This window comes from Rhizobium sp. UGM030330-04, from assembly GCF_003208455.1.
Taxonomy (GTDB): domain Bacteria; phylum Pseudomonadota; class Alphaproteobacteria; order Rhizobiales; family Rhizobiaceae; genus Agrobacterium; species Agrobacterium rhizogenes_A.
This window is the reverse complement of record NZ_QKML01000015.1, coordinates 69,908-87,682: the sequence shown is the minus strand read 5'-3', so window position 1 is coordinate 87,682 and position 17,775 is coordinate 69,908. Positions and strand designations below refer to the sequence as shown.

General features: G+C 60.3%; 13 protein-coding genes. 1 reads left to right on the top strand and 12 read right to left on the bottom strand.

Going from position 1 to position 17,775, the window contains the following annotated elements:
- Positions 1–4 precede the first annotated feature (4 nt).
- From ligA to N434_RS21125, 8 genes are all read right to left on the bottom strand, one after another.
- A complete protein-coding gene (gene ligA, locus N434_RS21160; RefSeq protein ID WP_110760187.1) occupies positions 5–2,179 on the bottom strand; it encodes an NAD-dependent DNA ligase LigA in 2,175 nt (724 codons plus the stop codon).
- Positions 2,180–2,282: 103 nt separating this feature from the next.
- Positions 2,283–3,956 (bottom strand): DNA repair protein RecN, encoded by a 1,674-nt coding sequence (recN, locus tag N434_RS21155; protein ID WP_110760186.1) that lies wholly within the window; start codon positions 3,954–3,956, stop codon positions 2,283–2,285.
- 15 nt (positions 3,957–3,971) lie between these two features.
- A complete protein-coding gene (locus N434_RS21150; RefSeq protein WP_065113755.1) occupies positions 3,972–4,838 on the bottom strand; it encodes an outer membrane protein assembly factor BamD in 867 nt (288 codons plus the stop codon).
- 234 nt (positions 4,839–5,072) lie between these two features.
- Positions 5,073–6,032 carry a UDP-3-O-acyl-N-acetylglucosamine deacetylase gene (lpxC, locus tag N434_RS21145; RefSeq protein WP_065113756.1) on the bottom strand — a complete coding sequence of 320 codons (960 nt, stop codon included), beginning with the start codon at positions 6,030–6,032 and terminating at the stop codon, positions 5,073–5,075.
- 266 nt (positions 6,033–6,298) lie between these two features.
- A complete protein-coding gene (gene ftsZ / locus N434_RS21140) occupies positions 6,299–8,059 on the bottom strand; it encodes a cell division protein FtsZ (protein ID WP_110760185.1) in 1,761 nt (586 codons plus the stop codon).
- Positions 8,060–8,151: 92 nt separating this feature from the next.
- Positions 8,152–9,483: a cell division protein FtsA gene (ftsA, locus tag N434_RS21135; RefSeq protein WP_003522206.1), complete on the bottom strand. Its 1,332-nt coding sequence runs from the start codon at positions 9,481–9,483 to the stop codon at positions 8,152–8,154.
- Positions 9,480–10,412, bottom strand: coding sequence for a cell division protein FtsQ/DivIB (locus tag N434_RS21130; RefSeq protein WP_065113758.1), 933 nt, complete (start codon positions 10,410–10,412; stop codon positions 9,480–9,482). Before N434_RS21130 ends, ftsA begins: the two co-directional genes overlap by 4 nt.
- Entirely contained in the window at positions 10,400–11,326 is a 927-nt protein-coding gene (locus N434_RS21125; protein WP_110760184.1) for a D-alanine--D-alanine ligase, read from the bottom strand. Before N434_RS21125 ends, N434_RS21130 begins: the two co-directional genes overlap by 13 nt.
- A 543-nt stretch (positions 11,327–11,869) precedes the next feature.
- Here N434_RS21125 and N434_RS21120 point away from each other — a divergent pair.
- Positions 11,870–13,174, top strand: a complete 1,305-nt coding sequence (locus N434_RS21120; RefSeq protein WP_065113760.1) for an MFS transporter — start codon at positions 11,870–11,872, stop codon at positions 13,172–13,174.
- Positions 13,175–13,249: 75 nt separating this feature from the next.
- Here N434_RS21120 and N434_RS21115 read toward each other — a convergent pair whose 3' ends face one another.
- The 4 genes from N434_RS21115 to murG all read right to left on the bottom strand — a co-directional run bounded on the left by N434_RS21115 (position 13,250) and on the right by murG (position 17,772).
- Positions 13,250–14,059: a GGDEF domain-containing protein gene (locus tag N434_RS21115; RefSeq protein ID WP_110760248.1), complete on the bottom strand. Its 810-nt coding sequence runs from the start codon at positions 14,057–14,059 to the stop codon at positions 13,250–13,252.
- Positions 14,060–14,261: 202 nt separating this feature from the next.
- Positions 14,262–15,227 carry a UDP-N-acetylmuramate dehydrogenase gene (gene murB, locus N434_RS21110; RefSeq protein WP_035209672.1) on the bottom strand — a complete coding sequence of 322 codons (966 nt, stop codon included), beginning with the start codon at positions 15,225–15,227 and terminating at the stop codon, positions 14,262–14,264.
- Entirely contained in the window at positions 15,224–16,639 is a 1,416-nt protein-coding gene (murC, locus tag N434_RS21105) for a UDP-N-acetylmuramate--L-alanine ligase (protein WP_110760183.1), read from the bottom strand. Before murC ends, murB begins: the two co-directional genes overlap by 4 nt.
- Complete coding sequence (gene murG, locus N434_RS21100) at positions 16,636–17,772, bottom strand: undecaprenyldiphospho-muramoylpentapeptide beta-N-acetylglucosaminyltransferase (protein ID WP_110760182.1); 1,137 nt, start codon at positions 17,770–17,772, stop codon at positions 16,636–16,638. Before murG ends, murC begins: the two co-directional genes overlap by 4 nt.
- Positions 17,773–17,775: the final 3 nt, after the last annotated feature.

Sequence of the window (17,775 nt, the reverse complement as noted above, 5' to 3'; positions counted from 1 at the left end):
CAGATCAGCCGCCGATCAGCGCCAGCCACTCATCCTCGTCCATGGTCTGCACGCCCAGTTCCGTCGCCTTGGCAAGCTTGGAGCCCGCCCCCGGCCCGGCCACCAGAATATCCGTCTTTTTCGAAACGGAACCAGCCACTTTCGCGCCAAGGCTTTCGGCCCGGGCTTTCGCCTCATCCCGCGTGAATTTTTCCAGCGAGCCGGTGAAGACCACCGTCTTGCCCGCCACGGGACTGCCCTCAGTCGAAGGTTTCTCGGCTTCCTTCGGCTGCAACTCCCGTATCAACCGGTCGATGACGTCGAGATTGCGCGGTTCCTTATAGAACTCGATGATGGCGCGGGCCACCACCTCGCCGATACCGTCGATGCTGTTGAGTTCAGCCCAGGCGTCACTTGCCGGATCCGCCGCAGCCTTCATGGCCTCTTCGAAATGTTCATAGGTGCCATAGGAACGCGCCAGAAGCTTCGCCGTGGTCTCGCCGACATGGCGGATGCCGAGCGCAAAGATCAGCCGATGCAGATCGATCTCGCGGCGGGCATCGATGGCATCGAACAGCTTCCTGACGCTGACCTTGCCGAAACCGTCAATATTCTCAAGCTTGGTCAGGTGGGATGCTTCCTGCCGCGCCTTCAGCGTAAAGATATCGGGCGCAGTCTTGATAGAGAGCGCCGGATCATCGCTTTCGAAGAAGAAATCGATCTGTTTGGTGCCCAGCCCTTCAATATCAAAAGCATTTCGCGAGACGAAATGTTTTAAGTGCTCCACCGCCTGCGCCCGGCAGACGAAACCGCCGGTGCAGCGCGTGACCGAATCGAGCTTGCCGGTCTTTTCATTACGTTCGCGTACCGCATGGCTGCCGCAGACCGGACATTTCTCCGGAAACGCATATTTCACCGCTTCAGCAGGGCGCTTTTCCAGCAGCACATCCAGCACCTGCGGAATGACATCGCCAGCGCGCTGCACGATAACAGTATCGCCGATGCGAATGTCATGATCCTCAGGGCGGATACGCTCGCCGCTGTTACCAATGCCTTCGATGTAATCAGCATTGTGCAGTGTCGCATTGGTGACGACGACGCCACCGACCGTGATCGGGGTCAGGCGCGCCACCGGCGTCAGCGCCCCGGTGCGCCCCACCTGGATTTCGATATTCTCGACCGTGGTGAAAGCCTGTTCGGCCGGAAACTTGTGCGCCGTAGCCCAACGCGGGCTGCGCGAACGAAAGCCCAGCCGTTCCTGCAGATCAAGCCGGTCGACCTTGTAGACGACGCCATCGATATCATAATCGAGATCAGGCCGTGCGACGCCGATTTCATTATAATGCTCAAGCAATTGCTGGGCGGAGGTGAATCGCTTCATCAGCGGATTGACCGGAAATCCCCACTCCCGGAACTTCTCGACGATGCCATATTGCGTATCGGCAATCCGCGCCGGCTGGCCACTATTAGAGACTTCACCCAAGGCATAGGCGAAGAACCGCAGCTTGCGTTTCGCCGTCACATTGGCGTCAAGCTGGCGCAGCGAACCGGATGCCGTGTTGCGCGGGTTCACATAGGTCTGCTTGCCCTCGGCCTCCATCTGGGCGTTGAGCGCCATGAAGTCGCTCTTGGCCATATAGACTTCGCCACGCACCTCCACCACATCGGGCGCGTCCGAAGGCAATTCGTTCGGGATTTCCTTGATGGTCCTGATATTGGCGGTGACGTTCTCGCCGGTCGTGCCATCGCCGCGGGTGGCCGCCGTCTTCAGCTTGCCCTTCTCATAGCGGATCGACATGGAAAGGCCGTCGATCTTCGGCTCAGCGGTGAAGGCGATGGAATCGTCAGGCAGGTGCCCGAGGAAACGATAGACGGAACTGACGAAATCGCGCAGGTCCTCTTCCGAAAATGTATTGTCGAGCGACAGCATCGGGCGGGCATGCACGATGGGTGCAAAGGTCGGCAGCGGTGTAAAGCCGACTTTTTTCGACGGGCTGTCAGCCCGCACCAATGCCGGGAACGCCGCCTCGATGGCATCATTGCGCCGCTTCAGCGCATCATAGTCAGCATCGGAGATCTCCGGCGCGTCCTTACCGTGGTAAAGCGCGTCATGACGGGCAAGCTCGGCTGCGAGAAATGCCAGCTCGGAAGAGGCTTCAAGTTCAGTCAGGTTTTCGACGGGAATCTGGTCTTTCGACATGTCGGCCTCTTTTCGGAATTACCGAACGCTTTTAGCCGAAATAAAACGCAATAAAAACAGGTTTTGCCGTTGGACCCACAAGCCGAATCCGCGTGGGCAGCCGTCAGTCCTTGGCCGCCAGCAGGCGAGCCGCCGCCGCCCTCGCCTCGTCCGTCACCGACGCACCGGCAAGCATGCGGGCAATCTCTTCGGTCCGGTGTTTCGGCTCCATCGTCGCCACGCGGGTGGCGATGCGCTCGCTGCCATCGCCGGATGGGCCTTTTGAAATCAAGAGATGGGTCGCCGCCCGCGCCGCCACCTGCGGTGCATGGGTGACGGAGAGAACCTGCACCGTCTTCGACAGGCGACGCAGCCGCTGGCCGATAGCATCCGCCACAGCACCACCAACGCCCGTATCGATTTCATCGAACACCAGGGTCGGTGCCGAACCGCGATCCGCCAGCGCCACTTTCAACGCCAGCAGGAAACGGGACAATTCACCACCCGAGGCGACTTTCATGATCGGCCCCGGCCGTGTGCCCGGATTGGTCTGGACGTGGAATTCCACCGTGTCGATGCCGTCAGCCGTCCCCTGCTCGGGATCGGATGTCACCTCGACGGTAAACCGCGCGCGCTCCAGCTTCAGCGCCGGAAGCTCGGCCATCACAGCGTCGGAAAGCGCATCCGCCGCATGGCGGCGTTTGTCGGAAAGCGACTGGGCGGCACGGTCGAAATCAGCTTTGACGACGCCGAGATTGGCCTCCAGCTTGCCAAGCTTTTCCTCACCGGCATCGAGATCGGCGAGATCAGCCACCATTTTTTCCGCAAGCGCCGGCAGGTCAGGCACCGCGACATTATATTTACGGCCGGCGGCGCGCAGCGCAAACAGTCGCTCCTCCACCCGCTCAAGCTCGCGCGGGTCGAATTCGGTGCGGCGCAACGCCGCCTCCACTTCCATCTGCGCATTGGAAAGGCTGTCCAGCGCGGCATCCAGCAATTGCACGGTGTCTTCCAGCAGGCCGGGCGCTTCATGGCTCTTGCGCTCAAGCCGGCGCATCATGGATGCAATGACAGGCACGGGCGAAGCATTGCCATTCAGAAACTCGCTGGCTTCGGCGATATCGCCGGCAATGCGTTCGGATTTCTGCATCACCGCCCGGCGCTCGGCAAGCTCCTCCTCTTCGCCGTCACGCGGCGAAAGCCCTTCGAGTTCCTCGACGGAGGAGCGAAGGTAATCCGCCTCGCGGGCGGCGGCCTCCACCTTGGCGCGGTGGGTCTTCAGGGCGCGCTCGGCGTCTTTCCAGGTGCGGTAAAAACCCTGAACGGCGCGGGCCTCATCGCTCAGTCCGGCAAAGGCATCCAGCAGCGTGCGGTGGGCATCGGTATCGACAAGCGCGCGGTCATCATGCTGGCCGTGAATTTCCACCAGCAATTGCCCGAGCTGGCGCATCATCTGCACGCTGATGGCCTGATCATTGATATAGGCTTTGGTGCGCCCGTCGGAGGATTGCACACGGCGAAAAATCAGGTCACCGTCGTCATCGAGACCGTTTTCCCGCAGAAGAAGCCGTGTCGGATGATTGTTGGGGACTTCGAAAGTGGCAGTCACCTGCCCCTTGTCCTCGCCGTGCCGTACAAGGCCGCCATCGCCGCGGCCACCGAGCGCCAATGAAAGACTGTCGAGCAGGATCGATTTGCCAGCGCCCGTTTCCCCCGTCAACACGGAAAGGCCCGCCTCGAAACCGAGGTCGAGCCTTTCAATCAGGACGATATCGCGAATCGAGAGCTGGACCAGCATGGCCTATGCCCCGTCTCAGGCGCCGATAAGCTTCTTGCCGGCGCGCGAAATCCAGGACCCCTTGTTTTCCCGCGGCTCCAGCCCGCTGCCCTTCAGCAGCTTGTAGGAATCCGCATACCATTGGCTGTCGGGATAGTTGTTACCAAGAACGGCGGCCGCGGTCTGCGCCTCATCCGTCAGGCCCATCGCGTAATAGGCCTCCGTCAGACGCGCCAGCGCTTCCTCGATCTGGTTGGTGTTCTGGTATTGCTCGACGACGATACGGAAACGCGAAACGGCGGCGAGATATTCCTTGCGCTCAAGATAATAGCGGCCAACCTGCATTTCGCGGCCGGCAAGCTGGTCGCGGGCGAAACGGATCTTGGCCTGCGCGTCGGCGACATATTCCGAATCGGGATAGTCGTTGACGACCTTGTTCATCGCCTCGACGGTACGCTGCGCGGCGCGCTGATCCTGCGTCACGTCGGAAATCTGCTTCGAATAGGCAAGGCCGATCATGTATTGAACATAGGCGGCATCCTTGGAGCGCGGATATTGCCGCAGGAACCGGCTGCCGGTTGTGATCGCCACATCGTTCTTGTTGGTACGCGTGGCAATGAAGGTCTGCATGACAAGCGCCTTCTGGCCCCATTCGGTAAAGGGATATTGCTTGTCGATCGCCTCGAACTTGCGTGAGGCTTCCGTCATGTTGCCGGCGTTCATGTTGGCAAGCCCCTGCTTGTACAGAACGTCAGGCGGATCGGTCTCGACGCCGAGCTTGGTAATGTCGATATCCGGATCGGACTGGCAGGCCGTGACGGCGACACTTGCACCGACCAACAACAACGAAACGGCGATCCCCCGCATCGTACCCTTCATCGCACCAGACCCTACATGCTTCATTCGACAGTTCCCACTTCCCGCGCAAATACATAAGCATCGGCTTTGCACTGGCGTTTCTAGCCATAAAAGCATCCGCAGGGCAACGCAATGATGACGCATTAACGCATTTTTATGGCATCCACGCGCGCAATCACATGAATATCAGGCGATATGGCGAAACATCTTGTCCTGCATCACGAAAAAGCCGCCCCGAAGGAGCGGCTTTTCCTGTCAATTGATAGCCTGCAAACAAACTCAGGCAGACCAGGGTGCGAATTCCGGCATGTTGACCGCGACGAATTCACGGGCACGCACCATCTGGTTGCGGGCGGCCGGCGCTTCGACGATCTCATAGGCCGTACGATCGCTCAAAAGAGCCTTCAGCGCGTTCGCATTGACCTTGTGGCCACCGCGATAGGAGCGGTAGCAGCCGATGAACTGCGCGCCGGCAAGCGCCAGATCGCCCACGGCGTCCAGCGTCTTGTGACGGACGAATTCGTCCTTGGCGTAACGCAGGCCTTCCATGTTGATGACGCTGTTATCGTCGGAAATGACGACGGAATTCTCGAGCGAAGAGCCGAGCGCATAACCGGCAGCCCACAGGCGCTCAACGTCACGCATGAAACCGAAGGTGCGGGCGCGAGACAGTTCGCTCTTGAAGCTCTCCGCCGTCAGGTCACCCTTCCAGGACTGCTTGCCGATCAGCGGCGTATCGAAATCGATGTCAACCTCAAAGCGCGTGCCGTCATAGGGACGGAACTCCGCCCAGGACGCACCCGAATCGATACGCACCGGCTTGATGACGCGAATATAGCGGCGCTTCACGCCGAGGCTCTTGATGCCGACCGATTCGATCGCCTCGATGAAGGGAGCGGAGCTGCCGTCCATGATCGGCGCTTCAGGACCGTCAACCTCGACGATGAGGTTGTCGAGGCCCATGGCATAGATTGCAGCCATGACGTGCTCGATCGTCGCCACCGACTGGGAGAGCGAACGGCCGAGCACGGTGCACAGATCGGTATTGCCGACATTGGCCGAAACGGCCTTCAACTCGGTAACGCTGCCATTGTCATGAAGGCGATGAAACACGATGCCCGTTCCGGCTTCTGCGGGCTGGAACGTCATCGAAACCGGATTGCCGGAATGCACGCCAATGCCTTTGAGCTGAACAGCATGTGCGATAGTTGTCTGAAATCCGAGCAGTCCGATAGTCATGCGTATATGCCTTGTTTTGCAAACCGCGCCGCCTGGGCGCCGTTCAAGTTTTCAAGCCGGTTTTGGCAACCGGCCAAGTCCGTATTTTCCTTTACCCAGGCTCATACATACGCACATGTAGGTGCCACGACAAATCACTGTTCGTTTCGGATTGTTACACGCATAAGCCTTTGAAAAACCGAATTAATTTAGTGTTAATAACGTAAAATAAACAAAACGCCCGGATCGTGAAACCCGGGCGTTCGAAGAGGCGGATGGAATCGCCTTTAGTTGGACTGGCGGCGCAGGAAGGCCGGAATTTCCAGCTGGTCGTCGTCATGGTGGCTGGACGAGGCAGGCGTTGCGCGGCCGTGGTCGTCAAGCTGGCCACGACGCGGTGCGTAGAGGCTGGCTTCCGGCGAAAGCGGTGCGCGGCGCTGCTGCGGAGCCATGCTCGGTGCATCCATCATGTCGGACGGAACTTCTTCTTCTTCGCGGCGGCCAAGCGAGTTGGTGATGCGCTTCAGAAGACCCATCGGGCCACGCTCTTCCTGGGCGGCAGGAGCGGCATGGGTGCGATGTTCCATCTCGGCCTTCACGACCGGCGGGAAGTCCTCGACCTTCGGCATGCGTACCGGCTCTGGCTGGCGGGCAACCGGAGCAGGCTCCTGGTAGACCGGGGCCTGCGGCTGCTGCATGCGCGGAGCCGGAGCGGCAACCTGTTCCGGTGCATGGTAGACGGGCGCCGGAGCAACCGGTGCCGGAGCGACCTGCTGAACCGGCTGGGCCGGGCGAAGAGCCGCCGGCGCTTCAGCCGGAGAAGATGCGAACAGCTTGCTCTGCGGACGGAAATCCTGAGCCGGCTGCTGGTGTGCGGCGAAACCGAGTTCGCGTTCCATTTCGGCTTCCGCCGAACGGATGGTCTGGGCGATCGGGTCTACGGCCTTCTGTGCCTGCGATACTGCTGGAGCAGGCTGAACTGCGGCCGGAGCGGAAGCAACGGCCGCGGAAGGACGGATAAGCGGCTTGGCAACGGCTGCTGCGGCACGCATATCGGCAACGTTCTGTTCGCCGATGCCAGCAACGCGGTCGATGCCGGTTGCGACGACGGAGACGCGGATGAGACCTTCAAGCGCTTCGTCGAAGGTCGCGCCGAGGATGATGTTGGCATCCGGATCGACTTCTTCGCGAATGCGGGTTGCAGCCTCGTCGACTTCGAACAGGGTAAGGTCGCGACCGCCGGTGATGGAGATCAGCAGGCCCTGTGCGCCCTTCATCGAGGTTTCGTCGAGCAGCGGGTTGGCGATTGCCGCTTCCGCAGCCTGCATTGCGCGGCCCGGACCGGAAGCCTCACCGGTACCCATCATCGCGCGGCCCATTTCGCGCATGACCGAGCGAACGTCGGCGAAGTCGAGGTTGATGAGACCTTCCTTCACCATCAGATCGGTGATGCAGGCAACGCCGGAGTAGAGAACCTGGTCAGCCATGGCGAAGGCGTCGGCGAAGGTCGTCTTGTCGTTGGCAATGCGGAAGAGGTTCTGGTTCGGAATGACGATCAGCGTATCGACGGACTTCTGCAGTTCCTCGATGCCCTGTTCGGCAAGACGCATGCGGCGGCCGCCTTCGAAGTGGAAAGGCTTGGTGACGACGCCGACCGTCAGGATACCCTTGTTGCGGGCAGCCTGTGCAACGACCGGGGCAGCACCGGTGCCGGTGCCGCCGCCCATGCCGGCGGTGACGAAGCACATGTGGGTGCCGTTCAGGTGATCGATGATCTCGTCGATGCATTCTTCAGCGGCGGCGCGGCCGACTTCCGGCTGGGAACCGGCGCCGAGGCCTTCGGTGACGTTGACGCCGAGCTGGATGACCCGATCTGCCTTCGTCATGGTCAGCGCCTGGGCATCCGTGTTGGCGACGACGAAATCGACGCCCTGGAGGCCGGCCGTGATCATGTTGTTGACAGCGTTACCGCCGCCACCGCCGACACCGAAAACGGTGATGCGTGGCTTCAGCTCGGTGATATCAGGCTTTTGCAGCTGTATCGTCATTTTAGCATTCCTTCTTTCTCTGGCCGCATCGCCCCGCTGGCCGATTCTTGAAAACTCAACTCTGAAACCTCCGGCTTACGCCACGAGGCCACTCAAAAACTCTCTTTCAGCCATTGCCCCACCCGGGCTATCCGGCCGCTACCCGTACCAAACGGCGAGAACATTCCGCCTTGCGCCGCATGAATTTCGATGTCCGCCACCTGCGGATAGATCATCAGTCCGCAGGCGGTTGAAAATGCCGGTCCCTTTGCCGCGACCGGAAGACCAGCCACACCCATGGGGCGGCCGATGCGAACGTTGCGGGCGAGAATGCGCCGTGCCGTTTCCGGCAGCCCCGTCAGCTGGCTTGCGCCGCCGGTCAGGACAACGCGCTTGCCGACAATGGGGCTGAAGCCGGACTTCTGGATACGATCACGGATCAATTCCAGCGTCTCTTCGATACGCGCCCGCACGATGCGGGTTACAAGGGCTCTTGAAACTTGCGATGGTTGATCGCGATCATCTTCGCCAATCGGCGGGATCGAAATCATGTCGCGCTCATCCGCGCCATTCAGCAAAGCCGAACCATGCACCACCTTCAGTCTCTCCGCATCTTCGATTCGTGTCGAGAGGCCACGTGCAAGATCTGTCGTAACGTGATGGCCGCCAAGGCCGATCGCGTCGGTGTGAATGAGCCGGCCCTCGGCGAAAACCGAGATCGTCGTGGTGCCGCCGCCCATGTCGATGGCCGCGCAGCCGAGTTCGACTTCATCGTCCACCAGCGCCGCAAGACCGCTGGCATAGGGCGTCGCCACCATGCCTTCGACCGAAAGATGGGCGCGGTTGACGCAAAGCTCGAGGTTCTTCAGCGCCGTGCGCTCGACCGTCACCACATGCATGTCGACGCCGAGAAGATCGCCATACATGGAGAGCGGATCGCGAATGCCGCGCTCGCCATCCAGCGAATAGCCTGTCGGCAGCGAATGCAGAATCGCCCGGTCCTGGCGCATGGACTGCTGGCTTGCCGCCACCAGAACCTTGCGCAGGTCGCTTGCTTCCACTTCCTGGCCGCCGAGATCGATGCTCGCGGTATAGATATCGCTTGCCAACCGTCCGGCAGAAACATTGACGATCAGGCTGTCGACGGTAAGGCCCGCCATGCGCTCGGCCGCATCGACAGACAGACGGATGACGCCTTCCAGCGCGTCGAGATCGGCGATCACGCCTGACTTCACGCCGCGCGAGCGCTGGTGGCCGATGCCGATGATTTCGACCTTGTGGGTGCGGCCCGGCAGAATTTCGCTTTCCTGACGCGGCGTCAGCCGGCCGATCATGCATACGACCTTGGTCGAGCCAATATCCAGCACCGACACGATGTGGCTGCGCTTGGAGGAAAGCGGCTTCAGCCGAGGCAGGCCGAAATGGGAAGAACCGAATAAGCTCATGTGTTCTTCTCCGCCTTCTTGAGAGCCTTGGTGCGCGCATCGACGGCGGCCTGGCGGCGTTCCGTGGCACCCTCGGTCAGCTGGATCGTGGTGCGGTCCGCGAGCCGGAGATCAACCGCGGCGACATCGCGCGACAGCACCTTTTCCTCGAGATCGAGCCGCGCCAGCAATTGCAGCGCCTGCGGCAGGTTTTCTTCCGGCAGCTTGACGACGATGCCGTTGTCGAGATGCAGATCCCAGCGGCGACCGGCAATGCGGACATAAGCGCGGACACGGTTGCGGATTTCCGGCCAGTCGGCCAGTTGTTCGACGAAACCGGCAGCACCCGTTTCCGCGTCGCGGCCGACGAAGAGCGGCAGGGAGGCGAATTTATTGTCCCGCAGCGGCGCAATCACGCTGCCGCTTTTTTCGATCAGCGACAGTTCCGTTCCGTGCTGCCAGATGCCGAAGGCCTCACGTTCCTTCAGGCGAACTTCAACCGTCTTCGGATAGACCTTGCGAATATCGACATCTTCCACCCAGGGAAGCTGCACCAGCTTGCGGCGCGCCGCATCGATATCGAGCGCGATCAGCGAGGTGCTGCCATCGAGGCCGAGAAGCTGGAACACTTCGATTTCGGAGGTCTGCAGATTACCGGAGACCTTCACGTCCTCGACCGCGAAGCCCGCGGCCGATGTCGTGGTCTGGGTAACGATATTGGTGTGCCCGCCGAGCGACATGCCGTAAAGCCCGGTCACCGCGTAAAAGGCGACGGCCGAAATCGTGCCGGTATGGGCGGGAATGTGAATGCGTCCGGTCGCAAGGCTGACACCGAAACGCACGAAGCGACGCAGAGGACGCGGCAACACCATGCGGTCGTCGGCACTGGCCGCCGCCGCGAATTGTTCGCGCTTTTTTGCCGTCGACTTTTTGCCGGTCACCGCAAACACGAAGCGTCCTCCACCATCCAGCTGACAAGGTTACCAAAGGAACGGCCAGCATGGGCCGCCATTTCCGGCACCAGGGAGGTCGGCGTCATGCCCGGCTGCGTATTCACTTCAAGCCAGATAACTTCGCCATCTTCTGAGAAACGGTCGTCGTAACGAAAGTCTGAACGGCTTACGCCACGGCATCCGATCGCCCGATGCGCCATAACCGCCAGTGTTTGAATTTTTTGGTAAATTTTCGGTGAAATTTCTGCGGGAATGACATGTTTCGAGCCACCAGCCGCATATTTCGCATCATAATCATAGAAATTGTGACCGAGCGTCACCACTTCGGTGACGCCCAGCGCCTCGCCGTCGAGCACACCGCAGGTCAGCTCGCGCCCATGAATATAACGCTCGACCATCACCTGATCGCCGTAACGCCATTCCGAAGAGGTGAGGATCTGCGGCGGATGCGACTGGTCTTCCTTGACGATCACGACACCGAAGCTCGAGCCTTCACGCACCGGCTTGACCACATAGGGCGGCGCAAGCGGATGTTCGCTGGTGAAATCGAAGCGGTTCATGACGCGCTCGGCAGCCACCGGGATGCCGGCGGCGGCAGCAACTTTCTTGGCCTGCGCCTTGTCCATGGCAAGAGCGGAAGCCAGCACGCCGGAATGTGTATAGGGAATGGCGAGATATTCGAGGATGCCCTGAATGGTGCCGTCTTCACCAAAGGGACCGTGCAGCGCATTGAAGGCCACATCCGGGCGCAGCTCACCGAGCACGGCGGCGATATCGCGCCCCACATCGACCCGGGTGACCTTGTAGCCCTCGCCTTCGAGCGCAAGCGCACAAGCGTTGCCCGACGAGAGGCTGACCGGCCGCTCCGACGAAAACCCACCCAAAAGAACAGCTACGTGCTTGCCGCCCATCGATACCTCTGACACCAACTCTCCGTTACGAACCACCCCCGAACCGACCGAATTTGACGAACGGTGATTCTGGCACATGATCCTTGTGATCAGTTAAACGCCATTAAGGTTAATGAATCGTTTACTTTCGTTAACCGCCGCGCCCAACATGCCGAGTTCCATTAAAGAATCAGCATCGATCCGGATTCCCTCCTTGGAATCAGAGAGTTGCACCGATTGCAACATGCAGGTTTTCAATGATCGGAAATAAAATCACGCCGGCAGGGCTGCGGCTCCCCGACGAAGGCAAGGTCAAAACGTTAACAGACGGGATTATTCCCCAGGGAAAATAATCTGGCGTTTCAGCGTTTTAAATCCACGGCCTGAATCAGTCTCTCAATCGCCGGACCGCAGCCCGGCCGCGACGGCCAAGCCTGTCGCATTCATCAATCACATTATTTGCATTATTTCTTTTTCAGCATTCCATAGGAACAAAAATTGCGTTAACGCAGACATCGCCTCCCAAGGCATGACATTGCAATCCTCCAAAATGGAACCCAAACCATGACTGACGCGATATCTCCGGTATCGCCGACAGCTGGCAATTCGAACGTTGTAAAGACAAATTCGCCTGCACGAGTTCTCACTGCCAGCCTGGTCGGCACGACCATCGAGTTTTTCGATTTTTACGTTTACGCCACGGCCGCAGTGCTCGTGTTCCCTACTTTGTTCTTCCCGAACAATGACCCGATGACGGCGCTTCTGGCGTCCTTCGCCACCTTCTCCATCGCCTTTTTCGCCCGCCCGCTCGGCGCCGTGGTCTTCGGTCACTATGGCGACCGCGTCGGCCGCAAGACCACCCTTGTCGCCGCCCTGCTCACGATGGGCGTCTCGACGGTCGTGATCGGCCTCCTGCCCTCCTATGAGACCGCCGGCGTTCTGGCCCCGCTGCTGCTCGCGCTTTGCCGTTTCGGTCAGGGCTTCGGCCTTGGTGGGGAATGGGGCGGCGCCGTCCTGCTCGCCACGGAAAACGCCCCTCCCGGCAAGCGCAGCTGGTACGGCATGTTCCCGCAGCTCGGCGCACCTGTCGGCCTGTTCCTTTCGTCCGGCGTGTTCTGGATCCTGCTGCACTTCATGTCTCAGGAAGCCCTGCTCAGCTGGGGCTGGCGCATTCCCTTCGTCGCCTCGATCATCCTGATCGCGGTCGGCATGTGGGTTCGCCTGTCGATCACCGAAACGCCCGACTTCCAGAAGGCAATCGAAAAGGAAGAGCGTGTGGCCGTGCCGGTCGCGGAACTGTTCCGCAACCACAAGCGCAGCCTCGTGCTCGGCACCTTCGTGGCGCTGGCCACTTTCGTGCTGTTCTATATCGGCACTGCCTATCTTCTGTCCTACAACGTCAAGGTCCTGAAAATCCCGTTCCTCGACGCGCTGGAAGTGCAGATCCTCGGCTCAATCGTCTTCGGCATCTTCATTCCGATCGCCGGCAAGCTCGCCGAGAAATTCGGCCGTCGTGAAATCCTGATCCTGACGACAGTGCTGATCGGCCTGTTCTCCTTCCTGCTGCCTACCCTGATGACTGGCAGCGAAGGTTCGATCTTCGTCTTCGCGGCTCTTGCCATGATGCTGATGGGCATGACCTACGGCCTGATCGGCACGGCACTCGCCGCGCCTTTCCCGACCCGCGTGCGCTACACCGGCTCGTCCATCACCTTCAACATGGCCGGCATCTTCGGCGCATCGCTGGCGCCTTACATCGCCACATGGCTGCAGGTGAATTACGGCATGGGATATGTCGGTTATTACCTCTGCGTATCCGCCCTCATCACGCTCGCCTGCATTCTTCTTTCCCGCAAGGACGAAGTCTGATCCGAACGGACTGCCAGACATTGAAAAGCCCGCGAAACCTTCGTCTCGCGGGCTTTTGTTTGCCTGCTTCGACGCTTACGCCACGGCCTGGCGCCGCTCCGCATGACCGGTCACGCAGACGCGATTGCGCCCTCCCCCTTTCGCCCGATAGAGCGCCAGATCGGCATTGTGCATGACCTTGTCGAAAATGTCGGCGTCGCCGCGAAAGGCCACGCCAATCGAAATCGTCACCGTGATCCGCTGATCCTGATGCTCCACCGGCGTGGTCTCGATGACCGCGCGAACCCTTTCGCACATCTGCAGAAAGGCAGGCGGGCTGGTTTCCTGCACGACGACAAATTCCTCACCCCCCAGACGGGCGACATGCGCAGAAGGATCGAAATGCTCCCTTATCCTGCGGGCAACGCTCGAGATGACGAGATCACCGACAAGATGGCTGTATCTGTCATTCACCAGCTTGAAATGATCGATATCGAGAAAGGCGACGCAATAATCGCTGCCGAGTTCGGCGCATGCCGCATAAAGGCCGAGCCGGTTACTCAGGCCGGTCAGGGCATCCGTATGGCTCAGATGCAGGAAGCGCTCATGGGATTGCACGAGAATTTGCACCTCCCTGGCATTCAGCCAGCAGACCAGCAACGTCACCGTAAACGCAACGGCCCCGCCGAGCGTCACGCTCAGCATGATCCCGTTGAAGAGATCGGTTACCAGCCCGAACTGCGCCAGAAACACCAGACCACCCGTGCACATCAGGATAACGATGAGCGTCACGAGGCACGCAATACGAATGGAGAATTCCAGCGGCTCAAGCCGGCGGCGGTCCTCCGGCGTGGCGACCGAAAAACTTATCATTTCGATCGTTTTTTTCCAAAGACCCAACATCATGTTCAAAAGTGCCCAGTCGCGTAATGTCGTTGGTATTTCGAAATAAAAAAGCATTTAATTATTGGAGGGGCGAGACTTTATCTCATCCGCTCACGTATTTCCCGGAAACAATATGGCAAAAAGCGTTGATCGACCGTTACGATACACGAAACGGCCGGTTCAACAGCAGGATTTTCTTGCAGTACAAGGCATTCGTCGGGGCTTATGCCCCGAGGAACGGCTCCACTTCGCGGCCCGGCATAAAGAGGCCAAGGCGCTTGATTTCCCATTCAAGCCGAATGCCCGACTTTTCGAACACACGCTTGCGGATCGTCTCACCCAGATATTCCAGATCATAACCCGTCGCGTGGCCGGTATTGATCATGAAATTGCAGTGCAGCGACGACATCTGCGCGCCGCCAATGACGAGACCGCGGCCACCCGCCTCGTCGATCAGTTCCCAGGCCGAATGACCTTCGGGATTCTTGAAGGTCGAACCGCCGGTCTGTTCGCGGATCGGCTGAACGGTCTCGCGATGGTGGCGCACGGCGTCCATATCGGCGCGGATCTTCGCCTTGTCTTCGGGATAACCTTCGAACAATGCACCGGTGAAGATCAGGCCGGCATCGGCGCCGGAATGGCGGTAGCTGTAACCCATGTCCGCATTGGACAGCACATGCTGATTGCCCTGACGGTCAACCGCATAGACTTCCACCACCCGCTCGCGCGTCTCGCCGCCGTTTGCGCCCGCATTCATGCGCAGCGCGCCGCCGATGGAGCCGGGAATGCCGTAATAGAAATGGAAGCCGCCAATGCCGTTATCCATGGCCATGGCCGCAATATGCTTGTCGGGGCAGATCGCACCGGCCTTGATGCGGTTTTCGCCGGCGAGCTCCACCTGGCCGAAACCCTTGGCGGACAGACGGACGACAACGCCCGGAATGCCACCATCGCGCACCAGAAGGTTCGAACCGACGCCAACCACCGTCAGCGGCACGTCTTCCGGCAGAATTTTCAGGAAGGCAATCAGATCATCCGTGTCGTGCGGCTGGAACATGACTTCCGCAAGGCCGCCGGCTCTGAACCACGTCACGCGGTCCATGGGCGCATCCGGTGTCAGACGTCCCCGCAATTCCTTTACCCCGTCGCCGAGCCTCCCCAGCAATTTTACCCCATCGACCTGTCTCATTCAGACTTTCCTGATATGCTCTTCAATTCCGAAGGCAGCACCGCTGCCCATTGCGTGATATTCCCAGCCCCCAAGAGAACCACGAAATCACCCGGATTCGCAATGGCTGCAACCTGTGACGCAAGGTCCTCCCGCTTTTCGAGAAAACGGGCATCGCGGTGGCCGGCGGCCTTGATGGCCGAAACCAGCGCTTCCGAACTTGCGCCTTCGATCGGATCTTCGCCCGCAGCATAGACCGGAGCAAGGATAATCGTGTCGGCATCGTTAAAGCAATGCGCGAAATCGTCAAACAGGCTGGAAAGACGGCTGTAACGGTGCGGCTGGTGCACGGCGATGATACGGCCCTTGCAGGCTTCCCGCGCAGCCGCCAGCACGGCCTTGATCTCAACCGGATGATGACCGTAATCGTCGAAGACCTGCACGCCGTTGGCTTCGCCTGTCAGCGTGAAGCGCCGCTTGACGCCGCCGAAGGAGGCAAGGCCCTTCTTGATGTCGGCTTCCGAAATGCCGAGACGGTTGGCAACCGCAATCGCCGCCGTCGCATTCGACACATTATGGCGGCCGGGCATCGGCAGGACGAGGTCCTTGAAGGAGAATATCTTGCCGGTGCGGCGGCGACGGATTTCCACATCGAAAATGGACCGCGTGCCGTCAATGCGCACATTCGAAAAGCGCACGTCCGCCTGCGGGTTTTCGCCATAGGTGATGACCTTGCGGTCCTCGATCCGGCCGACCAGCGCCTGCACTTCCGGGTGGTCGAGGCACATCACGCCGAAACCGTAGAACGGCACGTTCTCAACAAACTGGCGAAATGCGGCACGCACGGCATCGAAATTGCCGTAGTGATCCAGATGCTCCGGATCGATATTGGTGACAACGGCCACATCGGCCGGCAGTTTCAGGAAGGTACCGTCGGATTCGTCGGCCTCCACCACCATCCACTCGCCCTCGCCCATGCGGGCATTGGTGCCATAGGCATTGATGATACCGCCATTGATGACGGTCGGATCGAGATTGCCGGCTTCGAGCAGGGTCGCGACCATGGAGGTCGTGGTGGTCTTGCCATGGGTGCCGCCAATGGCGATGGCATTGCGGAAACGCATCAGCTCGGCCAGCATTTCGGCGCGGCGCACGATCGGCAGGTGTTTTTCCCGCGCGGCGATGAGTTCCGGATTGCTCTTCTTGATGGCGGTGGAAACGACCACGACTTCCGCATCACCGAGATTATCCGCGGTATGGCCGACGAAAACCTCGATACCCTTGTCGCGCAGGCGCTGCACATTGGCGCTGTCGGACTGGTCGGACCCCTGAACCCGGTGGCCGAGATTGTGAAGCACTTCGGCAATGCCGCTCATGCCGATCCCGCCTATGCCGATGAAATGGACAAGGCCTATGGCTTTCGGCATCTTCATGCCCCAACTCCTTCATTATTCTTCTTGAATTCCTGTATGGACTGGCCGGAAGCAATCGCCTCCACCAGATCGGCCAGCACATCCGCCGCATGGGGTTTGCCGGTCGCCCTGGCCGCCGCCGCAGTGGCAGAAAGCCGATCCGGCTCCGAAAGCGCTGCCGAGAGAAGTCCGGACAGCTTCTGTGGCGACAATTCCGCCTGCTTGATGACGCTTGCCCCGCCCGCCGCCGAAAGCGCCGCCGCATTGGCGGCCTGATCGTGATCGAGCGCATGCGGATAGGGCACGAGGATCGACGGACGGCCGATCACCGAGAGTTCCGATACCGTCGAGGCGCCCGAACGGCTGATAACGAGATCGGCCTCGCCAATGCGTGTGGCCATGTCACCGAAGAAGGGCGAAACGTCAGCCTTGACGCCAAGCTTCTGGTAAGACGTTATCACATTGTCCTTGTCTTCCGGCCGGGCCTGCTGGGTGACGACGATGCGCTTGCGCTGCTCGTCCTTCAGCAGGCAGATCGCCGCCGGCACGGCGCTGGAAAAGAACTGCGCGCCCTGGCTGCCGCCGAAAACCACCAGCTGGAACGGCTCGCCCGTCTGCGACGGGGTATAGGGGATGTCCGATGCCGCCAGCACCGCCGGACGCACCGGATTGCCGGTCGCCACCGTCTTGTCGGAATATTGGCCGTTGGCGGGCGGCAGGAAACCGCCGGCAATCGCCTTCACGCGGGCAGCCAGCGCCTTGTTGGCGCGACCCATCACCGCATTCTGCTCATGGATGATGGAGGGCACACCAAGCCCGGTCGATGCCAGCAGCGGCGGCACGGTGGGATAACCGCCGAAACCGACAACCGCGACCGGCTTCAGTTTCGCAACCAGCCGGCGCGCCGCGCGAAGACCCACCCACAGCTTCCAGAGCGAACGCACGACGGAAATCGGGTTCTTCGAGCCGATGGTGGCGGAAGGCACCACATGGATTTCATCCGCCGGAAATTTTCCGGCATAACGCTCGGCGCGGCTGTCAGTGACGAGATGCACCTGATAACCGCGCGCCTTCAGCGTATGCGCCAGAGCCTCGGCTGGAAAGACATGGCCGCCGGTTCCACCGGCGGCAAGAAGAACAATACCCTTGCTCATGAT

What these genes read in the sequence shown, in the direction of transcription:
- ligA (WP_110760187.1), bottom strand. Translation starts at nt 2,179, where the DNA reads ATGTCGAAAGACCAGATTCCCGTCGAAAACCTGACTGAACTTGAAGCC.
- recN (WP_110760186.1), bottom strand. Translation starts at nt 3,956, where the DNA reads ATGCTGGTCCAGCTCTCGATTCGCGATATCGTCCTGATTGAAAGGCTC.
- N434_RS21150 (WP_065113755.1), bottom strand. Translation starts at nt 4,838, where the DNA reads ATGAAGCATGTAGGGTCTGGTGCGATGAAGGGTACGATGCGGGGGATC.
- lpxC (WP_065113756.1), bottom strand. Translation starts at nt 6,032, where the DNA reads ATGACTATCGGACTGCTCGGATTTCAGACAACTATCGCACATGCTGTT.
- ftsZ (WP_110760185.1), bottom strand. Translation starts at nt 8,059, where the DNA reads ATGACGATACAGCTGCAAAAGCCTGATATCACCGAGCTGAAGCCACGC.
- ftsA (WP_003522206.1), bottom strand. Translation starts at nt 9,483, where the DNA reads ATGAGCTTATTCGGTTCTTCCCATTTCGGCCTGCCTCGGCTGAAGCCG.
- N434_RS21125 (WP_110760184.1), bottom strand. Translation starts at nt 11,326, where the DNA reads ATGGGCGGCAAGCACGTAGCTGTTCTTTTGGGTGGGTTTTCGTCGGAG.
- N434_RS21120 (WP_065113760.1), top strand. Translation starts at nt 11,870, where the DNA reads ATGACTGACGCGATATCTCCGGTATCGCCGACAGCTGGCAATTCGAAC.
- N434_RS21115 (WP_110760248.1), bottom strand. Translation starts at nt 14,059, where the DNA reads ATGATGTTGGGTCTTTGGAAAAAAACGATCGAAATGATAAGTTTTTCG.
- murB (WP_035209672.1), bottom strand. Translation starts at nt 15,227, where the DNA reads ATGAGACAGGTCGATGGGGTAAAATTGCTGGGGAGGCTCGGCGACGGG.
- murC (WP_110760183.1), bottom strand. Translation starts at nt 16,639, where the DNA reads ATGAAGATGCCGAAAGCCATAGGCCTTGTCCATTTCATCGGCATAGGC.
- murG (WP_110760182.1), bottom strand. Translation starts at nt 17,772, where the DNA reads ATGAGCAAGGGTATTGTTCTTCTTGCCGCCGGTGGAACCGGCGGCCAT.